Annotated in this window: 18 protein-coding genes; 6 read left to right on the top strand and 12 right to left on the bottom strand. The window is 64.3% G+C overall.

What is annotated here, in order from left to right:
- Positions 1-14 precede the first annotated feature (14 nt).
- From ACX36O_RS08755 to ACX36O_RS08795, 9 genes are all read right to left on the bottom strand, one after another.
- Positions 15-179 carry a rubredoxin gene (locus ACX36O_RS08755; RefSeq protein ID WP_091814117.1) on the bottom strand — a complete coding sequence of 55 codons (165 nt, stop codon included), beginning with the start codon at positions 177-179 and terminating at the stop codon, positions 15-17.
- Between the two features lie 11 nt (positions 180-190).
- Positions 191-1414 (bottom strand): acyl-CoA dehydrogenase family protein, encoded by a 1224-nt coding sequence (locus ACX36O_RS08760; RefSeq protein WP_488359667.1) that lies wholly within the window; start codon positions 1412-1414, stop codon positions 191-193.
- 180 nt (positions 1415-1594) lie between these two features.
- The gene (locus ACX36O_RS08765; protein ID WP_213361094.1) at positions 1595-2137 is read right to left on the bottom strand and encodes a carboxymuconolactone decarboxylase family protein; all 543 of its coding nucleotides are present in this window, start codon (positions 2135-2137) and stop codon (positions 1595-1597) included.
- A gap of 275 nt (positions 2138-2412) precedes the next feature.
- Positions 2413-3834: an NAD(P)(+) transhydrogenase (Re/Si-specific) subunit beta gene (locus tag ACX36O_RS08770; RefSeq protein WP_213361096.1), complete on the bottom strand. Its 1422-nt coding sequence runs from the start codon at positions 3832-3834 to the stop codon at positions 2413-2415.
- Entirely contained in the window at positions 3831-4154 is a 324-nt protein-coding gene (locus ACX36O_RS08775; RefSeq protein WP_091814108.1) for an NAD(P) transhydrogenase subunit alpha part 2, read from the bottom strand. Before ACX36O_RS08775 ends, ACX36O_RS08770 begins: the two co-directional genes overlap by 4 nt.
- Before the next feature lie 2 nt (positions 4155-4156).
- Entirely contained in the window at positions 4157-5287 is a 1131-nt protein-coding gene (locus tag ACX36O_RS08780) for a Re/Si-specific NAD(P)(+) transhydrogenase subunit alpha (RefSeq protein ID WP_213361097.1), read from the bottom strand.
- Positions 5288-5487: 200 nt separating this feature from the next.
- Positions 5488-6336, bottom strand: coding sequence for an NADPH-dependent 7-cyano-7-deazaguanine reductase QueF (gene queF, locus ACX36O_RS08785; RefSeq protein ID WP_371686889.1), 849 nt, complete (start codon positions 6334-6336; stop codon positions 5488-5490).
- A 124-nt stretch (positions 6337-6460) separates the two neighbouring features.
- Entirely contained in the window at positions 6461-7240 is a 780-nt protein-coding gene (gene yaaA, locus ACX36O_RS08790) for a peroxide stress protein YaaA (RefSeq protein ID WP_371686888.1), read from the bottom strand.
- A 58-nt stretch (positions 7241-7298) separates the two neighbouring features.
- The gene (locus ACX36O_RS08795; protein WP_091814098.1) at positions 7299-7544 is read right to left on the bottom strand and encodes a hypothetical protein; all 246 of its coding nucleotides are present in this window, start codon (positions 7542-7544) and stop codon (positions 7299-7301) included.
- A 398-nt stretch (positions 7545-7942) separates the two neighbouring features.
- On the opposite strand from ACX36O_RS08795, the gene ACX36O_RS08800 reads away from it, so the two are divergent.
- The 4 genes from ACX36O_RS08800 (at position 7943) to ilvA (ending at position 14877) form a co-directional block, all read left to right on the top strand.
- On the top strand, positions 7943-8761 hold the full coding sequence (locus ACX36O_RS08800; protein WP_091814095.1) for a sulfite exporter TauE/SafE family protein: 819 nt from the start codon (positions 7943-7945) through the stop codon (positions 8759-8761).
- A 23-nt stretch (positions 8762-8784) separates the two neighbouring features.
- A complete protein-coding gene (locus ACX36O_RS08805) occupies positions 8785-9669 on the top strand; it encodes an MBL fold metallo-hydrolase (RefSeq protein WP_091814092.1) in 885 nt (294 codons plus the stop codon).
- 269 nt (positions 9670-9938) lie between these two features.
- Positions 9939-13208: a valine--tRNA ligase gene (locus tag ACX36O_RS08810; protein ID WP_488359668.1), complete on the top strand. Its 3270-nt coding sequence runs from the start codon at positions 9939-9941 to the stop codon at positions 13206-13208.
- Between the two features lie 91 nt (positions 13209-13299).
- On the top strand, positions 13300-14877 hold the full coding sequence (ilvA, locus tag ACX36O_RS08815; RefSeq protein WP_213361106.1) for a threonine ammonia-lyase, biosynthetic: 1578 nt from the start codon (positions 13300-13302) through the stop codon (positions 14875-14877).
- Between the two features lie 123 nt (positions 14878-15000).
- Here ilvA and ACX36O_RS08820 read toward each other — a convergent pair whose 3' ends face one another.
- Together ACX36O_RS08820 and ACX36O_RS08825 are read right to left on the bottom strand one after the other, a co-directional pair.
- Complete coding sequence (locus tag ACX36O_RS08820) at positions 15001-15318, bottom strand: NGK_0946 family protein (protein WP_091814084.1); 318 nt, start codon at positions 15316-15318, stop codon at positions 15001-15003.
- 41 nt (positions 15319-15359) lie between these two features.
- Positions 15360-15614: a hypothetical protein gene (locus tag ACX36O_RS08825; RefSeq protein ID WP_091814081.1), complete on the bottom strand. Its 255-nt coding sequence runs from the start codon at positions 15612-15614 to the stop codon at positions 15360-15362.
- A gap of 190 nt (positions 15615-15804) precedes the next feature.
- Here ACX36O_RS08825 and ACX36O_RS08830 point away from each other — a divergent pair, with 190 nt between their 5' ends.
- Both ACX36O_RS08830 and ACX36O_RS08835 read left to right on the top strand, forming a co-directional pair.
- The gene (locus ACX36O_RS08830) at positions 15805-16656 is read left to right on the top strand and encodes an adenosylcobinamide-GDP ribazoletransferase (protein WP_091815460.1); all 852 of its coding nucleotides are present in this window, start codon (positions 15805-15807) and stop codon (positions 16654-16656) included.
- The gene (locus tag ACX36O_RS08835) at positions 16653-17294 is read left to right on the top strand and encodes a histidine phosphatase family protein (protein WP_371686884.1); all 642 of its coding nucleotides are present in this window, start codon (positions 16653-16655) and stop codon (positions 17292-17294) included. The genes ACX36O_RS08830 and ACX36O_RS08835 overlap by 4 nt, the downstream gene beginning before the upstream one ends.
- Here ACX36O_RS08835 and ACX36O_RS08840 read toward each other — a convergent pair.
- Entirely contained in the window at positions 17291-17791 is a 501-nt protein-coding gene (locus ACX36O_RS08840; RefSeq protein WP_371686883.1) for a hypothetical protein, read from the bottom strand. The genes ACX36O_RS08835 and ACX36O_RS08840 overlap by 4 nt on opposite strands.
- Between the last annotated feature and the right edge of the window lie 96 nt (positions 17792-17887).

Consider the following 17887-nt stretch of genomic DNA (forward strand, 5'->3'; position numbering starts at 1 on the left):
CAGCGCTCCCCGTCTCAGTCCGGAATCTCGACGAAATCGTCCTTGCCGACGCCGCAATCCGGACAGGTCCAGTCGTGCGGAATATCCGCAAAACGGGTGCCCGGCGCGATGCCGTGCTCGGGCATGCCTGCGGCTTCGTCGTAGATCATTCCGCAGGGAATGCACATCCATTGGCTCATCAAAAACTCCTTCAAACGGCCGGGGTTTCGGTTGCGACGCATGGAGCTTGCCTGGCCGGATCCTGCTCGGCGTCCGCCCGCTGCCTGCCCGCAGCCCCGTTTCCGGCCGCCGCTGCATGCGGAACCAATGCCGCAGGATTGGCTGCCGTCAGCACCGCAATGTCATGGCGCAGCTGCTTCAGCGCGGGCGTCACAATCGCCACGAACAGCGCCTCGCGGCTGCGGCGCTGCGCTGCATGGCGCATCAGGTAACCGCGCGCACCGGCATGCAGCGCGGCCGACTGGGCCGCACGCAGCGACAGCTCGCTCGCGTGCAGGCGCGCCTGCAGCACGGGCAGGATCTCCACCGTGCCCGCCTCCGCCTGCTGCGCCAGCTGCCGCGTCTGCACGCGCAGCGCATCCAGCTCTTCCTGCAGGTCGTCGTGCTGGTCATCCAGCCAGGCGTTCGTCACGCACTGCGTCAGGTTGCTCTCGCGGATCAGCTTCAGGCTGCCCTCGATCACGCCCAGCGCCATGCCGATCTGCAGCAGGATGAAGCCCGGCTTCACCCGCCCCAGAAAGGCGTTGAACTCGTTCGGTTGTGCCAGCACGTCGGCAAAGGGAATGTGCACCTGGTCGAAGCGCACATTCAGCGTGCGCGTGCCTTCCAGCGCGCAGAACTCGGGGCAGGGCTTGAGCGTCACGCCCGGCGCATTGCCACGCACCACGAACATCACGTAGCCGCCCTCACCCAGTTGTGCCGTGGCCGCAAAAATGTGCTCTTCCCCGATGTTGGACACCCAGGGCAGGCTACCACTCACCACATAGCCGCCCGCTTCCGGCTCCGCCTGCAGCAGATGCTTCTCGATGCCGCTCAGGTGCTTCACGGTGTTGGACATGCCCGTGCCCGCCAGCAGCTCGCCACGCAGCACCTGCGGCAGATAGCGCTCGCGCGCCACCGGATTGCCGCTCTGGCGCAGATACCAGGCAAACGTGCCCTGGCACCACAGCGTAAAGGCAGTCGCACCACATTCGGCACCCACGGCCGCCATCAGCTCGATCTGCGTCGCCAGCCCCAGGCCGGAACCCCCCTGCTCCGGCTGCGCCAGCGCGGCAAAACCACCCAGCGCACCGAGCTCGCGCAGCCAGGCTTCGGGGTACAGGCCCTGGCGGTCAATCTGTTCCACCAGCGGACGCAGGCCGGTCCGCACATGCGAACGGACTTGTCCCAGCAGGAGTTGAGCGGCGTCGGACATGATGTCTCCTTCATCAGCAGGCGGCCAACAAGGCAAAGGCCACCCCGGCACCCACACCGGCGGGTGCCTGCAATCAGATCATTCGGGGGGAAACGGGCAGGCGCGATAGCGTCGCAACTGCCTAGTACCGGTATGCCGGCCGCGCCTCGGGCGTGCCGCCACCAGGCACCCGGTGCAGCATCAGGCGTAAGGCTGCAACTCGGGGTTGATCGGCGTGCGCGCCAGATTGTTCGAGTAATTGCACAGCGTGGCCAGCGCCACGCCCAGCACCACTTCCAGCGCCTGCTGCTCGCTGTAGCCGGCGCCATGGAAGGCAGCCAGATCCTCGTCCGGCACATTGCCCTTGTGCTCCATCACGGCCAGCGTGAACTGCGCCAGCTGCTGCAGCTTGGGATCGTTGATGGCATTGGTGCCACGCAGCGCCTCCACCACCTCGTCGGGCAGCAGCTTCTTCTTGCGCGTCAGTGCGGTATGGCCCGCCACGCAGAAGCCGCAGCCATTCGTCACTGCCGCGGTGATCTGCACCACTTCACGCTCGCCGGCGCTCAGGCTGGTGCGGCCGTTGATGGCGCCGACCTCCTGGTACATCTCCAGCGCGGTGGGGGCATTGGCCAGCACGCCGATCAGGTTGGGCAGGAAGCCATTGTTCTTCAGCGCCGTCTGCAGGCGCGGCTGGGCTTCGGGATGGGCGGAATCAACAGTGTGGATGGGCAGGCGGCTCATGCGATAGGTCCTTCAAGAATTTGGCAATGCTTCACATGGTAGGGAGGCCTCTAATAATTGAAAAATACTTTTTCCTTGTTTTTATATTCCAAAAAGAAATATAAACAAGGGTAGCCCTCTCAAATCGACTCATCGGCGTCTACGCTTCTCCAGCGGAGTTCCTCGGCCGGGGCCGTTCGCCCTCCTCCGACAAGCAGCAAAAAGCCCCCTCGCGCAAGCACAGAGGGGGCCGATGGCAAGGCCGGCACAAGAGCGGCCCCTCAGGCAATCGCCAATTACTCGATCGCCTTCACCATGTCCTCGACCACTTTCTTGGCATCGCCAAACACCATCATGGTCTTGTCCATGTAGAACAGCTCGTTGTCCAGGCCGGCGTAACCGGCGGCCATGGAACGCTTGTTCACGATCACCGTCTTGGCCTTGTAGGCTTCCAGGATCGGCATGCCGTAGATCGGGCTGCCCTTCTGCAGCGCCGCCGGGTTCACCACGTCGTTGGCGCCCAGGATGATGGCCACGTCGGCTTGTGCGAACTCGCCGTTGATGTCCTCCATCTCGAACACCTGGTCATAGGGTACTTCGGCCTCGGCCAGCAGCACGTTCATGTGGCCAGGCATGCGGCCGGCCACCGGGTGGATCGCGTACTTCACGCTCACGCCATGCTCGGTCAGCTTCTGCGCCAGTTCGTTCACGGCGTGCTGCGCACGCGCCACGGCCAGACCGTAACCCGGCACGATGATCACGCTGTCGGCGTTGCTCAGCATGTAGGCCGCGTCGTCGGCACTGCCGCTCTTGACGGTACGCTGCTGCTGGTCGCCACTGGCAGCCGCACCGGCGTCCCCGCCAAAGCCACCCAGAATCACGTTGAAGAACGAACGGTTCATCGCCTTGCACATGATGTAGCTCAGGATGGCACCGGACGAACCCACCAGCGAACCGGCAATGATCAGCATGCTGTTGTTCAGGCTGAAACCGATGCCTGCAGCCGCCCAGCCCGAGTAGCTGTTCAGCATGGACACCACCACCGGCATGTCGGCACCGCCGATCGGGATGATCAGCAGCACGCCCAGCAGGAAGCCGATCAGCGTCACCAGGATGAAGGCGGTCCAGCTCTGCGTCATGGCAAAGCTCACAATGAAGAACAGCGCGGCAATGCCCAGGCCCAGGTTGATCCAGTGCTGGCCGGGGAAGGTCACCGGCGCGCCCTGGAACAGGCGGAACTTGTACTTGCCGGACAGCTTGCCGAAGGCAATCACGGAACCGGTGAAGGTGATGGCACCGATGAAGGAGCCCAGCGCCAGTTCCACGCGGTTGCCGACCGGAATCGGATCACCCAGCGCGGCAATGCCCAGCGCATGCGGCTCGGCCACGGCAGCAATGGCGATGAACACCGCAGCCAGACCGATCATGCTGTGCATGAAGGCCACCAGCTCGGGCATCTTCGTCATTTCGACGCGCTTGGCCATGATGGCACCGATGGAACCGCCGACCAGCAGGCCCAGCAGCACCCAGGTCAAGCCGATGGGCGAACCCGCCAGCTTGACGATCAGCGCCGCCGTGGTCAGCACGGCGATGGTCATGCCGACCATGCCAAACATATTGCCGCGGATGGAGGTGGTCGGATGCGACAGGCCCTTGAGCGCCTGGATGAAGCAGATGCTTGCAACCAGATAGAGCAGAGTAACTACGTTCATGCTCATTTTTCAGCTCCCTTCGCGGCGGGCGTCTTGCGCTCCTTCTTCTTGAACATTTCCAGCATGCGGCGCGTCACCAGGAAGCCGCCGAACACGTTGACCGCGGCCAACGCCACGGCAGCCACACCCATGGTCTTGGCCAGGGCGCCCTCGGTCAGGCCGGCGGCCAGCATGGCACCGACGATCACGATCGCGGACACCGCGTTGGTCACGGCCATCAGCGGCGTATGCAGCGCGGGCGTGACGTTCCACACCACGTGGTAGCCCACATAGATGGCCAGCACGAAGATGATGAGGTTGATGATGGTGGGAGAGACGATGTCCATGATTACTTCCTCTTCACTTCGCCGTTCTGCGTCATCAGGCAGGCCGCCACGATGTCGTCTTCCATGTCGACCTTCAGGCCCCCTTCTGCCGGCAGCACCAGCTTGAGGAAGTCGATCACGTTGCGCGCATAGAGCGAACTGGCATCGGCCGGCACCAGGCCGGCGATGTTGGTCTCGCCCACGATGGTCACGTCGTGCACGCGCACGGTCTGGCCGGCCTGCGTCAGCGGGCAGTTGCCATCCGTGCCGTTCGGGCCCTTGCCGGCGGCCATGTCCACGATCACGGAACCGGGCTTCATGGCCTTGACCATGTCCTCGGTCACCAGCGTGGGCGCAGCGCGGCCCGGAATCAGCGCGGTGCTGATCACCACGTCGGCAGCGGCCACGCGCTTGGCCACTTCGGCCTTCTGGCGATCCAGCCAGCTCTGCGGCATGGGGCGGGCATAGCCCCCCACGCCTTCGGCCGCTTCACGCTCTTCGTCAGTCTCGTAAGGCACATCGATGAACTTGGCGCCCAGCGACTCGACCTGCTCCTTCACGCTCGGGCGCACGTCGGAGGCCTCGATCACGGCACCCAGGCGCTTGGCCGTGGCAATCGCCTGCAAACCGGCCACGCCGACGCCCAGGATCACCACGCGCGCGGCCTTGACGGTACCGGCAGCGGTCATCAGCATCGGAAAGAAGCGCGGGTACTTGTCGGCCGCCAGCATCACGGCCTTGTAGCCGGCGATGTTGGCCTGGCTGGACAGCACGTCCATGCTCTGCGCACGCGTGGTACGCGGAGCGGCTTCGAGGGCAAACGCGGTGATACCCGCAGCCGCCATGCGCTCCAGATTGGCGCGATCAAACGGATCAAGCATGCCGACCAGGGTGGCAGACGGCTTGATCTGGGCCAGTTCGGCTTCGGAAGGCGCACGCACCTTCAGCACCAGCTCGCTGCCCAGGGCAGTGGCCGCATCGACGATGTTGGCACCGGCCGTTTCATAGGCCGCATCGGTAATACCGGCACGAATGCCGGCGCCTGCCTGGACTTTCAGGGTATGTCCCTGTCCGACCAGCTTTTTCACAGTTTCCGGCGTTGCGGCCACGCGGGCCTCGCCGGGCACTGTTTCCAGTGGGACTCCAATTTGCACGATACTCCTCCAATATCAAACGGAACCTGTGTCTATCTGGCTTTCTGCGGGCCATTCGGCAAACGATCGTCGCGCCCCCCGTTTCACGGCACGGGACGAAGGCATCCCATGCTGCCTAATCTATTGCAACAGATATTAACAGTCAAAGGCCACGCCTTTCGATGTAATTACCAATAACCGGCCGGCAGCAACCACCCGAATTACTGCCGCGCGTTGCGCACGGCCGGTGGCAGCGCCTGCGGGTGGCTGGTGCGGAAGGGATTGATATCCAGCCCGCCGCGACGGGTGTATCGCGCATAAACCGAGAGTTTGACGGGCGCGCAGCGGCTCCAGATGTCGGTGAAGATGCGCTCCACGCACTGCTCGTGAAACTCGTTGTGGTTGCGGAAACTCACCAGATAGCGCAGCAACCCTTCGTGGCTGATTTGCGGGCCGCTGTAGCTGATTTGCACGCTGCCCCAGTCCGGCTGCCCGGTAATCAGGCAGTTGCTCTTGAGCAGGTTGCTGGTCAGCGTCTCGCTCACGATGCCCTCTTCAGGGATGGTGGTCAGCAGCTCGGGCGCGGGATGGTAGTGCGTGCACTCGCAGTCCAGGCGATCCAGGCTGAGGCCGTCCAGCTCGTGGATCGGCTGCTGGTCGAACAGTTCGGCCGGCACCAGGCGCACGCCGATGCTGGCATCCATGGTGGCGGCCCCGCGCCAGGCCGCCTCATTCAGGTCGGCAAAAATGCGCTCGCGCACTTCCTCGATCGAGCCGATGCGCGTGTTGTTGAAACTGTTCAGATAGAGCTTGAGGGACTTGCTCTCGATGATGTTGGGCGTCTCGCAGGGAATGTTCACCTGCAGCAGCGCCACCTGCGGTTTGCCGCGCAGATTGAGCCAACTGAGTTCATAGCCGGTCCACAGGTCGGCGCCCATGAAGGGCAGGCGGCCGGTAATGCCGATTTCATCGCGCTTGGGCTGGCGCGGCAGGGGAAACAGCAGCGTGGGATCGTACTGGTCGGCGTAGCTGACGGCCTTGCCGAGGGGAGATTGCTCAGGAGTGGGCATGGATTTTCAACCGGAAAAAAGCCGCCATGGCGCGGCGGCATGCATCTTTTCATTGTGACGCAGCACAGCCCCGCTGCGGCCTGGCCGTGGCGCCCACGTCACACCTTTGCGCGCCGATGCCGCCTCACTCCTGCCGGCGGCGAAACACCAGACGATCCGGACCGGAAGCCTCGGCCGCAAATGCATAGCCATCCGTGGCGAAACCCTGCAGCCCCTTGACCGACTTGATCTTGTGCTCGACCGCATAGCGCATCATCAGGCCACGCGCCCGCTTGGCATGGAAACTGATGATCTTGTAGGCGCCGTTCTTGTCATCCTCGAACACGCACTCGACCACGCGTGCCTTCAGCGCCTTGCGGTCCACCGCCTTGAAGTATTCCTGCGAGGCCAGGTTCACCAGCACCGGTTCGGCCGCGCCCTCTTCCTCGAAACGCGCATTCAGGTACTCGGCAATGCGGCTGCCCCAGAACTGGTACAGATCCTTGCCACCGGGATTGGCCAGCTTCGTGCCCATTTCCAGGCGATAGGGCTGCATCAGGTCCAGCGGGCGCAGCACGCCATACAGGCCACTGAGGATGCACAGGTGCTGCTGCAGCCAGTCCAGCTGCGCCTTGCCCAGCGAGTTGGCATCCAGCCCATCGTACACATCGCCATTGAAGGCCAGCACCGCCTGCTTGGCATTGTCCGTATCGGCCTTGGTGCTCCAGGCCTGGTAACGACCCACGTTCAGGGCAGCGAGCTTGTCGCTCAGGCTCATCAGGGTGGCGATCTGCTGCGGCGACTGCTCGCGCAACACGGCAATCAGCTCGGCGGACTGTTCCGGAAACAGCGGCGCGCTGTGCGTGGCCACTGCAGGCGGGGTGTCGTAATCCAGGGACTTGGCGGGAGAGAGAACAAACAGCATGGCAGAAACAAAAATGGCAGGCGTTGTGAATGCCTGCCATTATCACCAAGGGTTCTGCTTACTGCAGGCGCGTGCTGCCTTGCACCCAGTCACGGCCCTGTTGCTCGGCGTAGCTGGCCGCCTCCAGCGCGCAGGCAAACTCGCCGGCAAAAGTCACGATGCGGTCGGTACGCGAGCAGCCGCTGCCGCTGGCGATGGACACGCGCGGCGCATAACCGCCGCTGGGCATGCGCAGCGGGCATGCCTGGATGTGGTAGCGGCCCAGCGCAATCGGCGCGCGAGCCTGGTTAATGGAATGGTTCATGTCTCAAAATCTTTCTGATAACGTCGCGGTCGGCATGCGCCAGCCGGCGTGCGCACGCAAAACGTGGCACTTCAAGTGGCAACTGTGGCCGAAAACTGTGACGGGAAAATGTCAATTGGGCGCTCCCGATCCGGGAGAAACCCGCAGCCCCATGAGCGAAACTGCAGCGAAGATGGCGGCATCCGGGAATGGCCGGACACTGCCCTTGCATGCGTGCTTTTTATCGTGAAATCTAATGGGCACGCGAATGCAAAATGTAATATTAGCAAGAATCAACCCCAGACTCAAGTCTTTCCATAGGCAAAAATGTAATTCTGTGGTTTACATTTACGCCTCGGGGACATTTCACGTGTTTGTATGATGTCTGCCATGTCCATGCCCTTCACTCTCTCCCGGCCATGATCTGGAACAGCCTGCTGCTCGGCCTTTCCATCGGCACCGTCATGGGCCTGACCGGTGCCGGCGGCGGCATCCTGGCCATCCCGGCGCTGGTGCTGGGCATCGGCATGAGCATGGTGGCCGCCAAGCCGGTTGCCTTGCTGGCCGCCACGGCCGGTGCCATGCTGGGCGCGGCAGACGGCCTGCGGCGCGGGCTGGTGCGCTACAAGGCGGCGCTGTTCATGGTGCTGCTGGGCGCCATCACCTCTCCCATCGGCCAGTGGCTGGCCCATCAGGTGTCGCCCGAACTGCTGGCCGTGCTGTTCAGCGGCATCCTGCTGTTCGTGGCCGTGCGCGGCTGGCGGCAGGGCACGCGCTCCCGCAGCGCCATCCTGGTCGAGCGCGTCACCCCCTGCATGCTCAACCCCGCCACCGGCAAGTTCAGCTGGACGCCCCGCTGCTTCCTCACCCTGGGCGGCATCGGCGCCGTCACCGGCCTGATGACCGGCATGCTGGGCGTGGGCGGCGGCTTCTTCATCGTGCCCATGCTGCAGCGCTTCACCAACCTCAGCTACCAGAGCATCGTGCTCACTTCCCTGGCCGTGATTGCGCTGGTATCCGGCTCCACCGTGCTGCAGATGGTGCTGCACGGCACCCGCATCGAGCCCTCGGGCTGGTGGTTTGTCGGCGCCACGGCGCTGGGCATGTTCGCCAGCCGGCTGTTTGCCCACAAGGTGCCGCAGCACTGGCTGCACCGGGGCTTCGCCCTGCTGGTGCTGCTGGCCATGCTGTTGCTGCTGCTCAAGACCTTTGCCCCGCACTGGCTGCCCCTGGCCTGACCCATCCGACGCGAGGATTTGCCATGACGCTCCGCATCACCCCCTTCTTCGACAGCTTCTCGAGCACCCTGAGCTACGTGCTCGACCTGGGCGACGGCGCCCCGTGCGCCATCATCGACCCGGTGCTCGATTACGACCCCAAGGCCGGCCGCACCAGCACCGACAGCGCGCGCAAGCTGATCTCGCATGTGCAGCGTCACCGCCTGCAACTGCATTGGATCATCGAGACCCATGCCCACGCCGACCACCTCTCCGCCGCGCCCTTCATCCAGCAGCAGCTGGGCGGCAAGACCGTCATCGGCAAGCACATCACCACCGTGCAGCGCACCTTTGCCGGCATCTACCATTTGCCCGGGCTGCCCACGGATGGCAGCCAGTTCGACGTGCTGCTGGGCGAAGGCGAGCAAATCGAGCTGGGCGGCGTGCGCATCGAGGCCATGCATGTCCCCGGCCACACGCCCGCCGACACGGCCTGGCATGTGCATGCGCCGGCAGGAGAAGCCGATCTGGTCTTCGTGGGCGACACCCTGTTCGCGCCCGATGGGGGCACGGCGCGCTGCGACTTTCCCGGCGGTTCCGCCTCGCAGCTGTACCACTCGGTGCACCGCCTGCTGGCCCTGCCGGACGACACCCGTCTGTTCCTCTGCCACAACTATGCCGATGGCGTGGCCGACAACCCGGCGGCCTATTGCGAGCACACCGTGGCCGAACAGCGACGCAGCAACAAGCATGTGCGCGACGGCATCAGCGAAGAGGAGTTCGTCACCATGCGCACGGCCCGCGACGCCACGCTGGACATGCCGCAACTCATCCTCCCGGCGGTGCAGGTCAATATTCGCGCCGGCGCCCTGCCGGAACCCGAGGACAACGGCACGCGCTATCTGAAAATTCCGCTGGACGTCCTGTAAGGCTGAACGCCTCCGGACAAGGCCGCAGGCTTGCAGTGCCAGCCAAGTCCCGTCACGCCCTGCCCGAACAGGCATGACGCCTCCCTGCAAGCACGCCCCGTTGTACCCGGAGACCGACACCTGCCACCAGGCAGCTCGCTGCACTGCACCATCCGCGTGCATGAGGCTGCCACAGGCCGTAAAATGAAAGTTTGGCCCGCGCCAGCGCGGCGTGGGGCCCCTGCATGACAAACTGCTTCCGGCCGCGGCCCCCTGCCGTGCAGCCATGGATGCCCATTCGACCCCACACCATCATGACCGACGCCCTGCAGCAACCTGGCCTGAACAGCCTGACCAAATCGTTTGAACCCGCCGCACTCGAGGCCCAGTGGGGCCCGGAATGGGAAAAACGCGGCTACGGCCAGGCCGGTTTCCGCGGCACCGGCACGCCCAGCGCGGCAGCACACGCCGCCGGCCATGACTTCGCCATCCAGCTGCCGCCGCCAAACGTCACCGGCACGCTGCACATGGGCCACGCCTTCAACCAGACCATCATGGACAGCCTGACGCGCTACCACCGCATGATGGGCTACAACACGGCCTGGATCCCCGGCACCGACCACGCCGGCATCGCCACCCAGATCGTGGTGGAGCGCCAGTTGCAGGGCCAGGGCATCAGCCGCCACGACATGGGCCCCACCCCGGCCGAGGCACGCAAGAACTTCGTCGCCAAGGTCTGGGAATGGAAGGAACAGAGCGGCAACACCATCACCACGCAGATGCGCCGCATGGGCGACAGCGTGGACTGGAGCCGCGAATATTTCACCATGGACGACAAGCTGAGCAAGGTCGTCACCGAAACCTTCGTTCGCCTGTACGAGCAAGGCCTCATCTACCGCGGCAAGCGTCTGGTCAACTGGGACCCGGTGCTCAAGAGCGCCGTGAGTGATCTCGAAGTGGAAAGCGAAGAGGAAGACGGCTTCCTCTGGCACATCGCCTACCCGCTGAAAGACGAAGACGGCAGCCTGCAGGCCGCCGGTGCGCCGAGCCACCTGACCGTGGCCACCACCCGCCCCGAAACCATGCTGGGCGACGTCGCCGTCATGGTGCACCCCGAAGACGAGCGCTACCAGGCCCTGATCGGCAAGACCGTGATCCTGCCGCTGGTCGGCCGCGAGATTCCGGTGATTGCCGATGACTACGTGGACCGCGCATTCGGCACCGGCGTGGTCAAGGTCACGCCCGCGCACGACCCCAACGACTACCTGGTCGGCCAGCGCCACAAGCTGCCGATGATCTGCGTGCTCAACCTCGACGCCACGATCAACGACAACGCCCCCGAAATCTTCCGTGGCATGGACCGCTTTGCCGCGCGCAAGGCCATCGTCAAGGATCTGGAGGCTCTCGGCGCGCTGGTCGAAACCAAGAAACACAAGCTGATGGTGCCGCGCTGCGCACGCACCGGCCAGATCGTCGAGCCGATGCTGACCGACCAGTGGTTCGTCGCCATGAACAAGGTGGGCGAAGGCGACCCCACCGGCAAGAGCATCGCCCAGAAGGCCATCGACGCCGTCGAAAGCGGCCAGGTGCGCTTCGTACCCGAGAACTGGGTCAACACCTACAACCAGTGGATGAACAACATCCAGGACTGGTGCATCAGCCGCCAGCTCTGGTGGGGCCACCAGATTCCGGCCTGGTATGACGACGAAGGCAACGTCTACGTCGCCCGCAACGAGGACGAAGCCAAGGCCCAGTGGAAAGCCCGCATCCAGGAGGGCATGGCCCACGCGCGTGTGCGTTGCCACACCTCGATTACGGACAGCCTGCAGCTCAAGCTGACGCAAGGGCCCAAGCTGACACGCGACGAGGATGTGCTGGATACCTGGTACTCCTCTGCCCTGGTGCCGTTCAGCACCATGGGGTGGCCTGAATCGGCTGCGGGGGACGCTTCGGCTCTCGGCGCTGCCGGGACGGCTCATGCTCGCTTCGCTCACGAAATCGCCGCTCCCGGCGCCGGTAGCAGCCGAGGCGATGTGCCGCCCGCCCCGAATAACGAAGAGAGTGTGGCTTCGACCGCAGCAGCTTTGCCTGAGGCCGGAATCGGATCCGGCGATTTGGCGAGCGCAGCGAGCATGAGCCGGACCGATTCCGGCCTCAGCCAAAGCGGCACCGAAGCCACAACGAACGACTACGACCTGTATTTGCCCAGCACCGTGCTGGTCACCGGTTACGACATCATCTTCTTCTGGGTCGCCCGGATGATCATGATGACCACCCACTTCACCGGCAAAGTCCCCTTCCGCCACGTCTACATCCACGGCCTGGTGCGCGATGCCCAGGGCAAGAAGATGAGCAAGTCCGAAGGCAACGTGCTGGATCCGGTCGACCTGATCGATGGCATCGAACTCGCCCCGCTGCTGGACAAGCGCACCACCGGCCTGCGCAAACCCGAAACCGCACCCAAGGTGCGCAAGGACACCGAGAAGGAATTCCCCAACGGCATCCCCGCCTATGGCGCAGACGCACTGCGCTTCACCTTCGCCGCGCTCGCCAGCCTGGGCCGCAGCATCAACTTCGACAGCAAGCGCTGCGAGGGCTACCGCAACTTCTGCAACAAGCTCTGGAACGCCACCCGCTTCGTGCTGATGAACTGCGAAGGCCATGATTGCGGCATCGTGGCGGATCCGAATGCGCCGAAGGTCTGCGACAAGAGCCACAAGACCTTCTCCCAGCCGGATCGCTGGATCGTCAGCCAGTTGCAGCGTGTGGAGGCGGAAGTGGCCAAGGGCTTTGCCGAGTACCGCCTCGACAACGTCGCCAACACGCTCTACGACTTCGTCTGGAACGAGTTCTGCGACTGGTATCTGGAAATCGCCAAGGTGCAGATCCAGACCGGCGATGCGCCGCGCCAAACCGGCACGCGCTACACGCTGATCCGCGTGCTGGAAACGATCCTGCGTCTTGCCCACCCGATCATCCCCTTTATCACCGAAGAACTGTGGCAGAAGGTGGCCCCCATCGCCGGCCGCGCGGGCGACTCGATCAGCATTGCCGAGTATCCGGTGTGCAACCCCGAGAAGTTCGACGAGCAGGCCGAGGCGCATGTGGCCAAGCTCAAGCAGATGGTCGATGCCTGCCGCAACCTGCGCGGCGAAATGGGCGTATCGCCGGCACAACGCCTGCCGCTGTATGCGCTGGGCGATGCCGCCTTCCTGCAGGAAGTGGCACCCGCGCTGCAGGCGCTGGCCAAACTGAGCGAAGTGAAGGTGTTCGACAACGAAGCCGATTGGCAGGCCGCGGCCCAGGCCGCTCCGGTGGCCGTGGTCGGCGAGGCCCGCCTGGCCCTGTTCATGGAGATCGACAAGGACGCCGAACGCGCCCGCCTCTCCAAGGAAGCCGCCCGCCTCGAAGGCGAGATCGCCAAGGCCAACGGCAAGCTGAACAACCAGAACTTCGTCGCCAAGGCCCCGCCTGCGGTGATCGAACAGGAACAGAAGCGCGTGGCCGAGTTCGGTGCCACGCTGGCCAAGGTGAAGGAACAACTCGCCCGCCTGGGCTGATCCTTGCCCGACGGCGCAGCGCTCCCCGGCCTGCGCCGTTTTTCCCCTGCCGGCTTCGTCACCGGCAACCGTTACGACAAAGCATTCCACCATGTCCTCCCAGCCCGAAAGCAAGAACAACACGGCCGCCCTCACCCCGGACGACTATCTGAAGAAAATCCTCAACGCCCGCGTCTATGACGTGGCGAAGGAAACCCCGCTCGATCTTGCGCGCAACCTGAGCCGCCGCCTCAACAACACCGTGCTGCTCAAGCGCGAAGACAAGCAGCCCGTGTTCAGCTTCAAGCTGCGCGGCGCCTACAACAAGATGGCGCAGCTCTCGCCCGGGCAACTGCACAAGGGCGTGATCTGCGCCTCCGCTGGCAACCACGCGCAAGGCGTGGCGCTGGGTGGACGCACCCTGAACACACGCACCGTGATCGTGATGCCCATCACCACGCCGCAGCTCAAGGTGGATGCCGTCAAGGCCCTCGGCGGCGAAGTGGTGCTGGCCGGCGAGAGCTATACCGATGCCTACAACCACGCCGTCAAGCTGCAGGAGGAGGAAGGCCTGACCTTCATCCATCCCTTCGATGATCCGGACGTGATCGCCGGCCAGGGCACGGTTGCGATGGAAATCCTGCAGCAGCTGCAGTCGCTGCCGCACAAGCATCTGGATGCCGTATTCGTCGCCATCGGCGGCGGCGGGCTGATCTCCGGCGTGGCCAACTACATCAAGGCTGTGCGCCCGGGCATCAAGGTGATCGGCGTGCAGATGGATGATTCCAATGCCATGATCCAGTCGGTGCAGAAGGGCGAGCGCGTCACGCTCAATGACGTGGGCCTGTTCTCCGACGGCACCGCCGTCAAGCTGGTGGGCGAGGAGACTTTCCGCATTACCCGCAAGCTGGTGGACGACTATGTGGAGGTCGACACCGACGCCGTCTGCGCCTCCATCAAGGATATTTTCGTGGACACGCGCAGCATCGTGGAACCCGCCGGCGCCATGGGCGTGGCCGCCATCAAGCAGTATGTGGCCAAGCACCAGTGCGAGGGCAAGACCTTCGCCGCCATCCTCTGCGGCGCCAACATGAACTTCGACCGCCTGCGCTTCGTCGCCGAGCGCGCCGAGGTGGGCGAGGAGCACGAAGGCCTGTTCGCCATCACCATCCCCGAGGAGCGCGGCAGCTTCCGTCGTCTGTGCGCGCTGATCGACAACCTGGGCGGCGGCCCGCGCAGCGTGACCGAATTCAACTACCGCATGAACAGCAGCGAGCGTGCCCACGTGTTCGTCGGCATCAGCATGCACGGCAAGGGCGAGAGCAGGGAAATTGCCGCCAAACTGGTGGAACAGGGCTTCGACGCCATCGACCTCACCCACAACGAGCTGGCCAAGGCCCACGTGCGCTACATGGTAGGCGGCAGCAGCAGCGTGGCCACTGACGAGCGCCTGCTGCGATTCGAATTTCCCGAGCGCCCGGGTGCGCTGATGCGTTTCCTGAGCATGCTCAACCCGGCCTGGAACATCTCGCTGTTCCATTACCGTAACCAGGGCGCCGACTACAGCGAGGTGCTGGTCGGCATCCAGGCCCCTGCCTCTGACGATGCACGCTTCCACGAATTTCTGGAGCAGCTGGGCTATCCCTACGTGGAAGAAACAGACAACCCGGTCTACCGGATGTTCCTGTAAGCCGCCCCGGGCGTGCGGGCCTGAGCCCGGCACTGTAGCCGCTTCGCTACTGCCCACGAAACAGAAAAAGCGCACCTCCTTCACGGACGTGCGCTTTTTGCATGGCCAGACCGGATCCCGGGCTTACCAGCTGCGGCCCAACCAACGCAGATTGTGCAGCACGTTGGTTGCGTTGTTGACAGTACCCAGCGTGTCGTTGATTTCCTCGCTCTTGGCGCGGCGACGCTTGTTGGCCAGGTCGATTTCTTCCGAGGCGTTGGTACGCTGGCGGCGATGCTGGTCCAGTTCGGCACGGCTCACACGGGCAGATTCGCGATTGCGCGCCGACTTGATGGCAGCGGACTCATCGCCCATGCCGTACTCACCCACGCCACCGCCAGCAGCGCAGCCGGTGAGCACGAATACGGTCGAAATCAGGAACAGGGGAAAACGGGTTTTCATGGTCGTTAAGAGATAAGGGGTTGAACAGGCAGTAAAACGGATCAGCGGACGATCAGCACATCGGCACCATAGCCACCGGTTGCACGGCGCACGGCATCGGCTTCGTCCATCAGGCGCTCACGGCGCTCCTGACGGCGTTCGGCGCGTTCGGCACGCTCGAAGGCAGCGGTTTCACGGGCTGCGGCCCGGGCGGCCGCCGGGTCTGCCTCGAACGTGCGATAGCCAACCACGGGGCTGGAACATGCGGTCGCCAGGGCGGCAGCGGACAGCATCAGGGGTGTAACAAGATGGCGCATGGGTATCCTTGAGGGTTCAGTCACATTTGCTGACGAAAATTACCGGCGGATTATATACACGTGGAAGCATGAAAACTTAGGACCCAAATATTCATGCCCCCATTTTTTTCTGACCCCCGTCATGAAGACGTGATCCCCCCTGCTGCCGGGCGTCACGAAAGCTGCCATGCAGATGGTTTACAGTTCTGGCATGGAAAATTCCATCCGCCACCTGCTGCTGGCCATCCAGTTCTTCACGCGCCTGCCCTTGCCCGGTCCGGTGATGCAATGGGTGGGTTTCAGCCCTTTGCTGATGCGCAACGCCATGGGCCACATGCCGGCGGTGGGCTGGCTGGTCGGCAGTGTGGCAGCGGTGGCTTACGCCGGCACGCTCTGGCTGTGGGGCACTCCGGTCATGCTGATGGCCTCTTCCACCCTGCTGCTGGCACTGGCAGCCCTCATCAGCACCATCGCCACTATCTGGGTCACCGGTGCCTTTCACGAGGATGGCCTGGGCGATGTGGCTGACGCCCTGGGTGGCCATACCAGCCCCGAACGCGCGCTGGCGATCATGAAGGACTCCCGGGTGGGCAGCTATGCGGTCGTCACACTGATCGTGGCCCTGCTGCTGAAGGTGCTGCTGCTGGCCGCCCTGGGCATTCTCCAGACCACGGTCGTGCTGTGGGTGCTGGTGGCCGCGCATGTGCTGTCGCGCTTTCTGCCGCTGCTGCTGGTGAAGATGCTGCCGCACGTGGGGCTGGAGGGCCAGTCCAAAACCCTGCAGGCTACCGGCGGCATGCAGCAGCTGCCGATCTGGACTGCCGCGCTGTGGTGCACCCCGCTGGCCGGCCTGTCTCTGCTGGACCAGGGTCCGGGGCTGCTGGCCATCATCGGAACGGCCACGGTTGCAGCAGCCTTGGCCATGCTGCTGATGGGCTGGTGGTTCCGGCGCCGTCTGGGCGGCGTGACCGGGGATTGCCTGGGTGCCACCCAGCAGGTGTGCGAACTGGTGTTCTACGGCGCCGCACTCAGCGCCACTCTCAGCGCCATGGGGCAGCCATGATGCCGCACACGCCGATCACGCCCCATTGGTGGCTGCTGCGCCATGCCGCACCGCTGGTGCAGGAGGGTGTCTGCTACGGGCAGCTCGACGTCTCCGCGGATATCGAGGGCACGCACCACGCCGCGCTCAATTTCAGCCGCTTCGTGCAGTCGCGCCACGCTGCCCAGGGCGGCACCCGCATCCGGTTGCTGGCCTCGCCCCTGCAGCGTTGCCTGCAACTGGCACGCACGGTGGAGCGCCAGCTGCTGCAGAAAGGCCTGCACTGCCAGCTGCAGACCGATGAGCGCCTGATGGAGATGAACTTCGGCGATTGGGAAGGCCAGCCCTGGGACAATGTCTCGCGCAAGGAGTGGGACGACTGGATGGCGGACTTCGCCGGCTACGAGGTCGGCCGCCGCGGCGAATCGCTGGCGCAGATGATTGCCCGCGTACAGCAGGCCCGGCAGGAACAGGCTCCCGCAGAACCAGGGGAATGGATCGTCTGGGTAACCCATGCGGGCGTGATCAAGGCGCTTGAACTGCTGGGTCAGGGCCTGTCCGCCAGCGATATCACCTCGCCACGCCAGTGGCCACAAGCCTCCTGCACGTACGGGCAGTGGCTGGCCGCCCCGCTTTCGCTGGGCTCGGCATCCGTCTAGTGCGAAGCAGGCTCGGCGGCAGGTTCCGCCAGCGGGGCAGAAGCAGGGTTTTCATCGGCAGGGGTAACGCCACCGTCGACTGGCGCTTCACCCTCGGCGGCAGACGCATCGGAGGCCATGGGGTCTGCAGCAGGCGCTGCAGTAGCGACCGGATCCTGACGCTGCAGTTCAACACCACCCGGCGCCACGATGGCACCCGGCTCGGTCGGAGCCACGGCAGACGAGCCCCCCAGTGCGGATTTGCCGGTCATCAGTTCCATCTGGGAGGATGCTCCCAAATCCGGCGCCCCGGCACTGGCCGCGTCAGATGCGGCATCCTGCTTGACCGGGCTGCCCTGCCCCGCCCCAAGGCCCAGATAGACCCCGCCCACCACGGCAAACAGCACCAGTGCGGCCACGATGGCCAGTAGCAGGCGCTTGTCGACAGGCACTTCTACGCCGGCAATGGTGGTCGTGGCGGTGCGGCGCGAAGAAGGAGAAGAAGACGGACGAGGCATGGCAACACGATACGCACCCATGGCGCGCATGGCAAAAACGGAACACCCTGCTTTGTAACAGGAATATGCCTGGCTGGCTATCGACAGTCGGCAAGC

The sequence above is a fragment of the Brachymonas sp. KE5 genome, assembly GCF_057773645.1.

What these genes read in the sequence shown, in the direction of transcription:
- ACX36O_RS08755 (WP_091814117.1), bottom strand. Translation starts at nt 179, where the DNA reads ATGAGCCAATGGATGTGCATTCCCTGCGGAATGATCTACGACGAAGCC.
- ACX36O_RS08760 (WP_488359667.1), bottom strand. Translation starts at nt 1,414, where the DNA reads ATGTCCGACGCCGCTCAACTCCTGCTGGGACAAGTCCGTTCGCATGTG.
- ACX36O_RS08765 (WP_213361094.1), bottom strand. Translation starts at nt 2,137, where the DNA reads ATGAGCCGCCTGCCCATCCACACTGTTGATTCCGCCCATCCCGAAGCC.
- ACX36O_RS08770 (WP_213361096.1), bottom strand. Translation starts at nt 3,834, where the DNA reads ATGAGCATGAACGTAGTTACTCTGCTCTATCTGGTTGCAAGCATCTGC.
- ACX36O_RS08775 (WP_091814108.1), bottom strand. Translation starts at nt 4,154, where the DNA reads ATGGACATCGTCTCTCCCACCATCATCAACCTCATCATCTTCGTGCTG.
- queF (WP_371686889.1), bottom strand. Translation starts at nt 6,336, where the DNA reads ATGCCCACTCCTGAGCAATCTCCCCTCGGCAAGGCCGTCAGCTACGCC.
- yaaA (WP_371686888.1), bottom strand. Translation starts at nt 7,240, where the DNA reads ATGCTGTTTGTTCTCTCTCCCGCCAAGTCCCTGGATTACGACACCCCG.
- ACX36O_RS08795 (WP_091814098.1), bottom strand. Translation starts at nt 7,544, where the DNA reads ATGAACCATTCCATTAACCAGGCTCGCGCGCCGATTGCGCTGGGCCGC.
- ACX36O_RS08800 (WP_091814095.1), top strand. Translation starts at nt 7,943, where the DNA reads ATGATCTGGAACAGCCTGCTGCTCGGCCTTTCCATCGGCACCGTCATG.
- ACX36O_RS08805 (WP_091814092.1), top strand. Translation starts at nt 8,785, where the DNA reads ATGACGCTCCGCATCACCCCCTTCTTCGACAGCTTCTCGAGCACCCTG.
- ACX36O_RS08810 (WP_488359668.1), top strand. Translation starts at nt 9,939, where the DNA reads ATGCCCATTCGACCCCACACCATCATGACCGACGCCCTGCAGCAACCT.
- ilvA (WP_213361106.1), top strand. Translation starts at nt 13,300, where the DNA reads ATGTCCTCCCAGCCCGAAAGCAAGAACAACACGGCCGCCCTCACCCCG.
- ACX36O_RS08820 (WP_091814084.1), bottom strand. Translation starts at nt 15,318, where the DNA reads ATGAAAACCCGTTTTCCCCTGTTCCTGATTTCGACCGTATTCGTGCTC.
- ACX36O_RS08825 (WP_091814081.1), bottom strand. Translation starts at nt 15,614, where the DNA reads ATGCGCCATCTTGTTACACCCCTGATGCTGTCCGCTGCCGCCCTGGCG.
- ACX36O_RS08830 (WP_091815460.1), top strand. Translation starts at nt 15,805, where the DNA reads ATGGAAAATTCCATCCGCCACCTGCTGCTGGCCATCCAGTTCTTCACG.
- ACX36O_RS08835 (WP_371686884.1), top strand. Translation starts at nt 16,653, where the DNA reads ATGATGCCGCACACGCCGATCACGCCCCATTGGTGGCTGCTGCGCCAT.
- ACX36O_RS08840 (WP_371686883.1), bottom strand. Translation starts at nt 17,791, where the DNA reads ATGCCTCGTCCGTCTTCTTCTCCTTCTTCGCGCCGCACCGCCACGACC.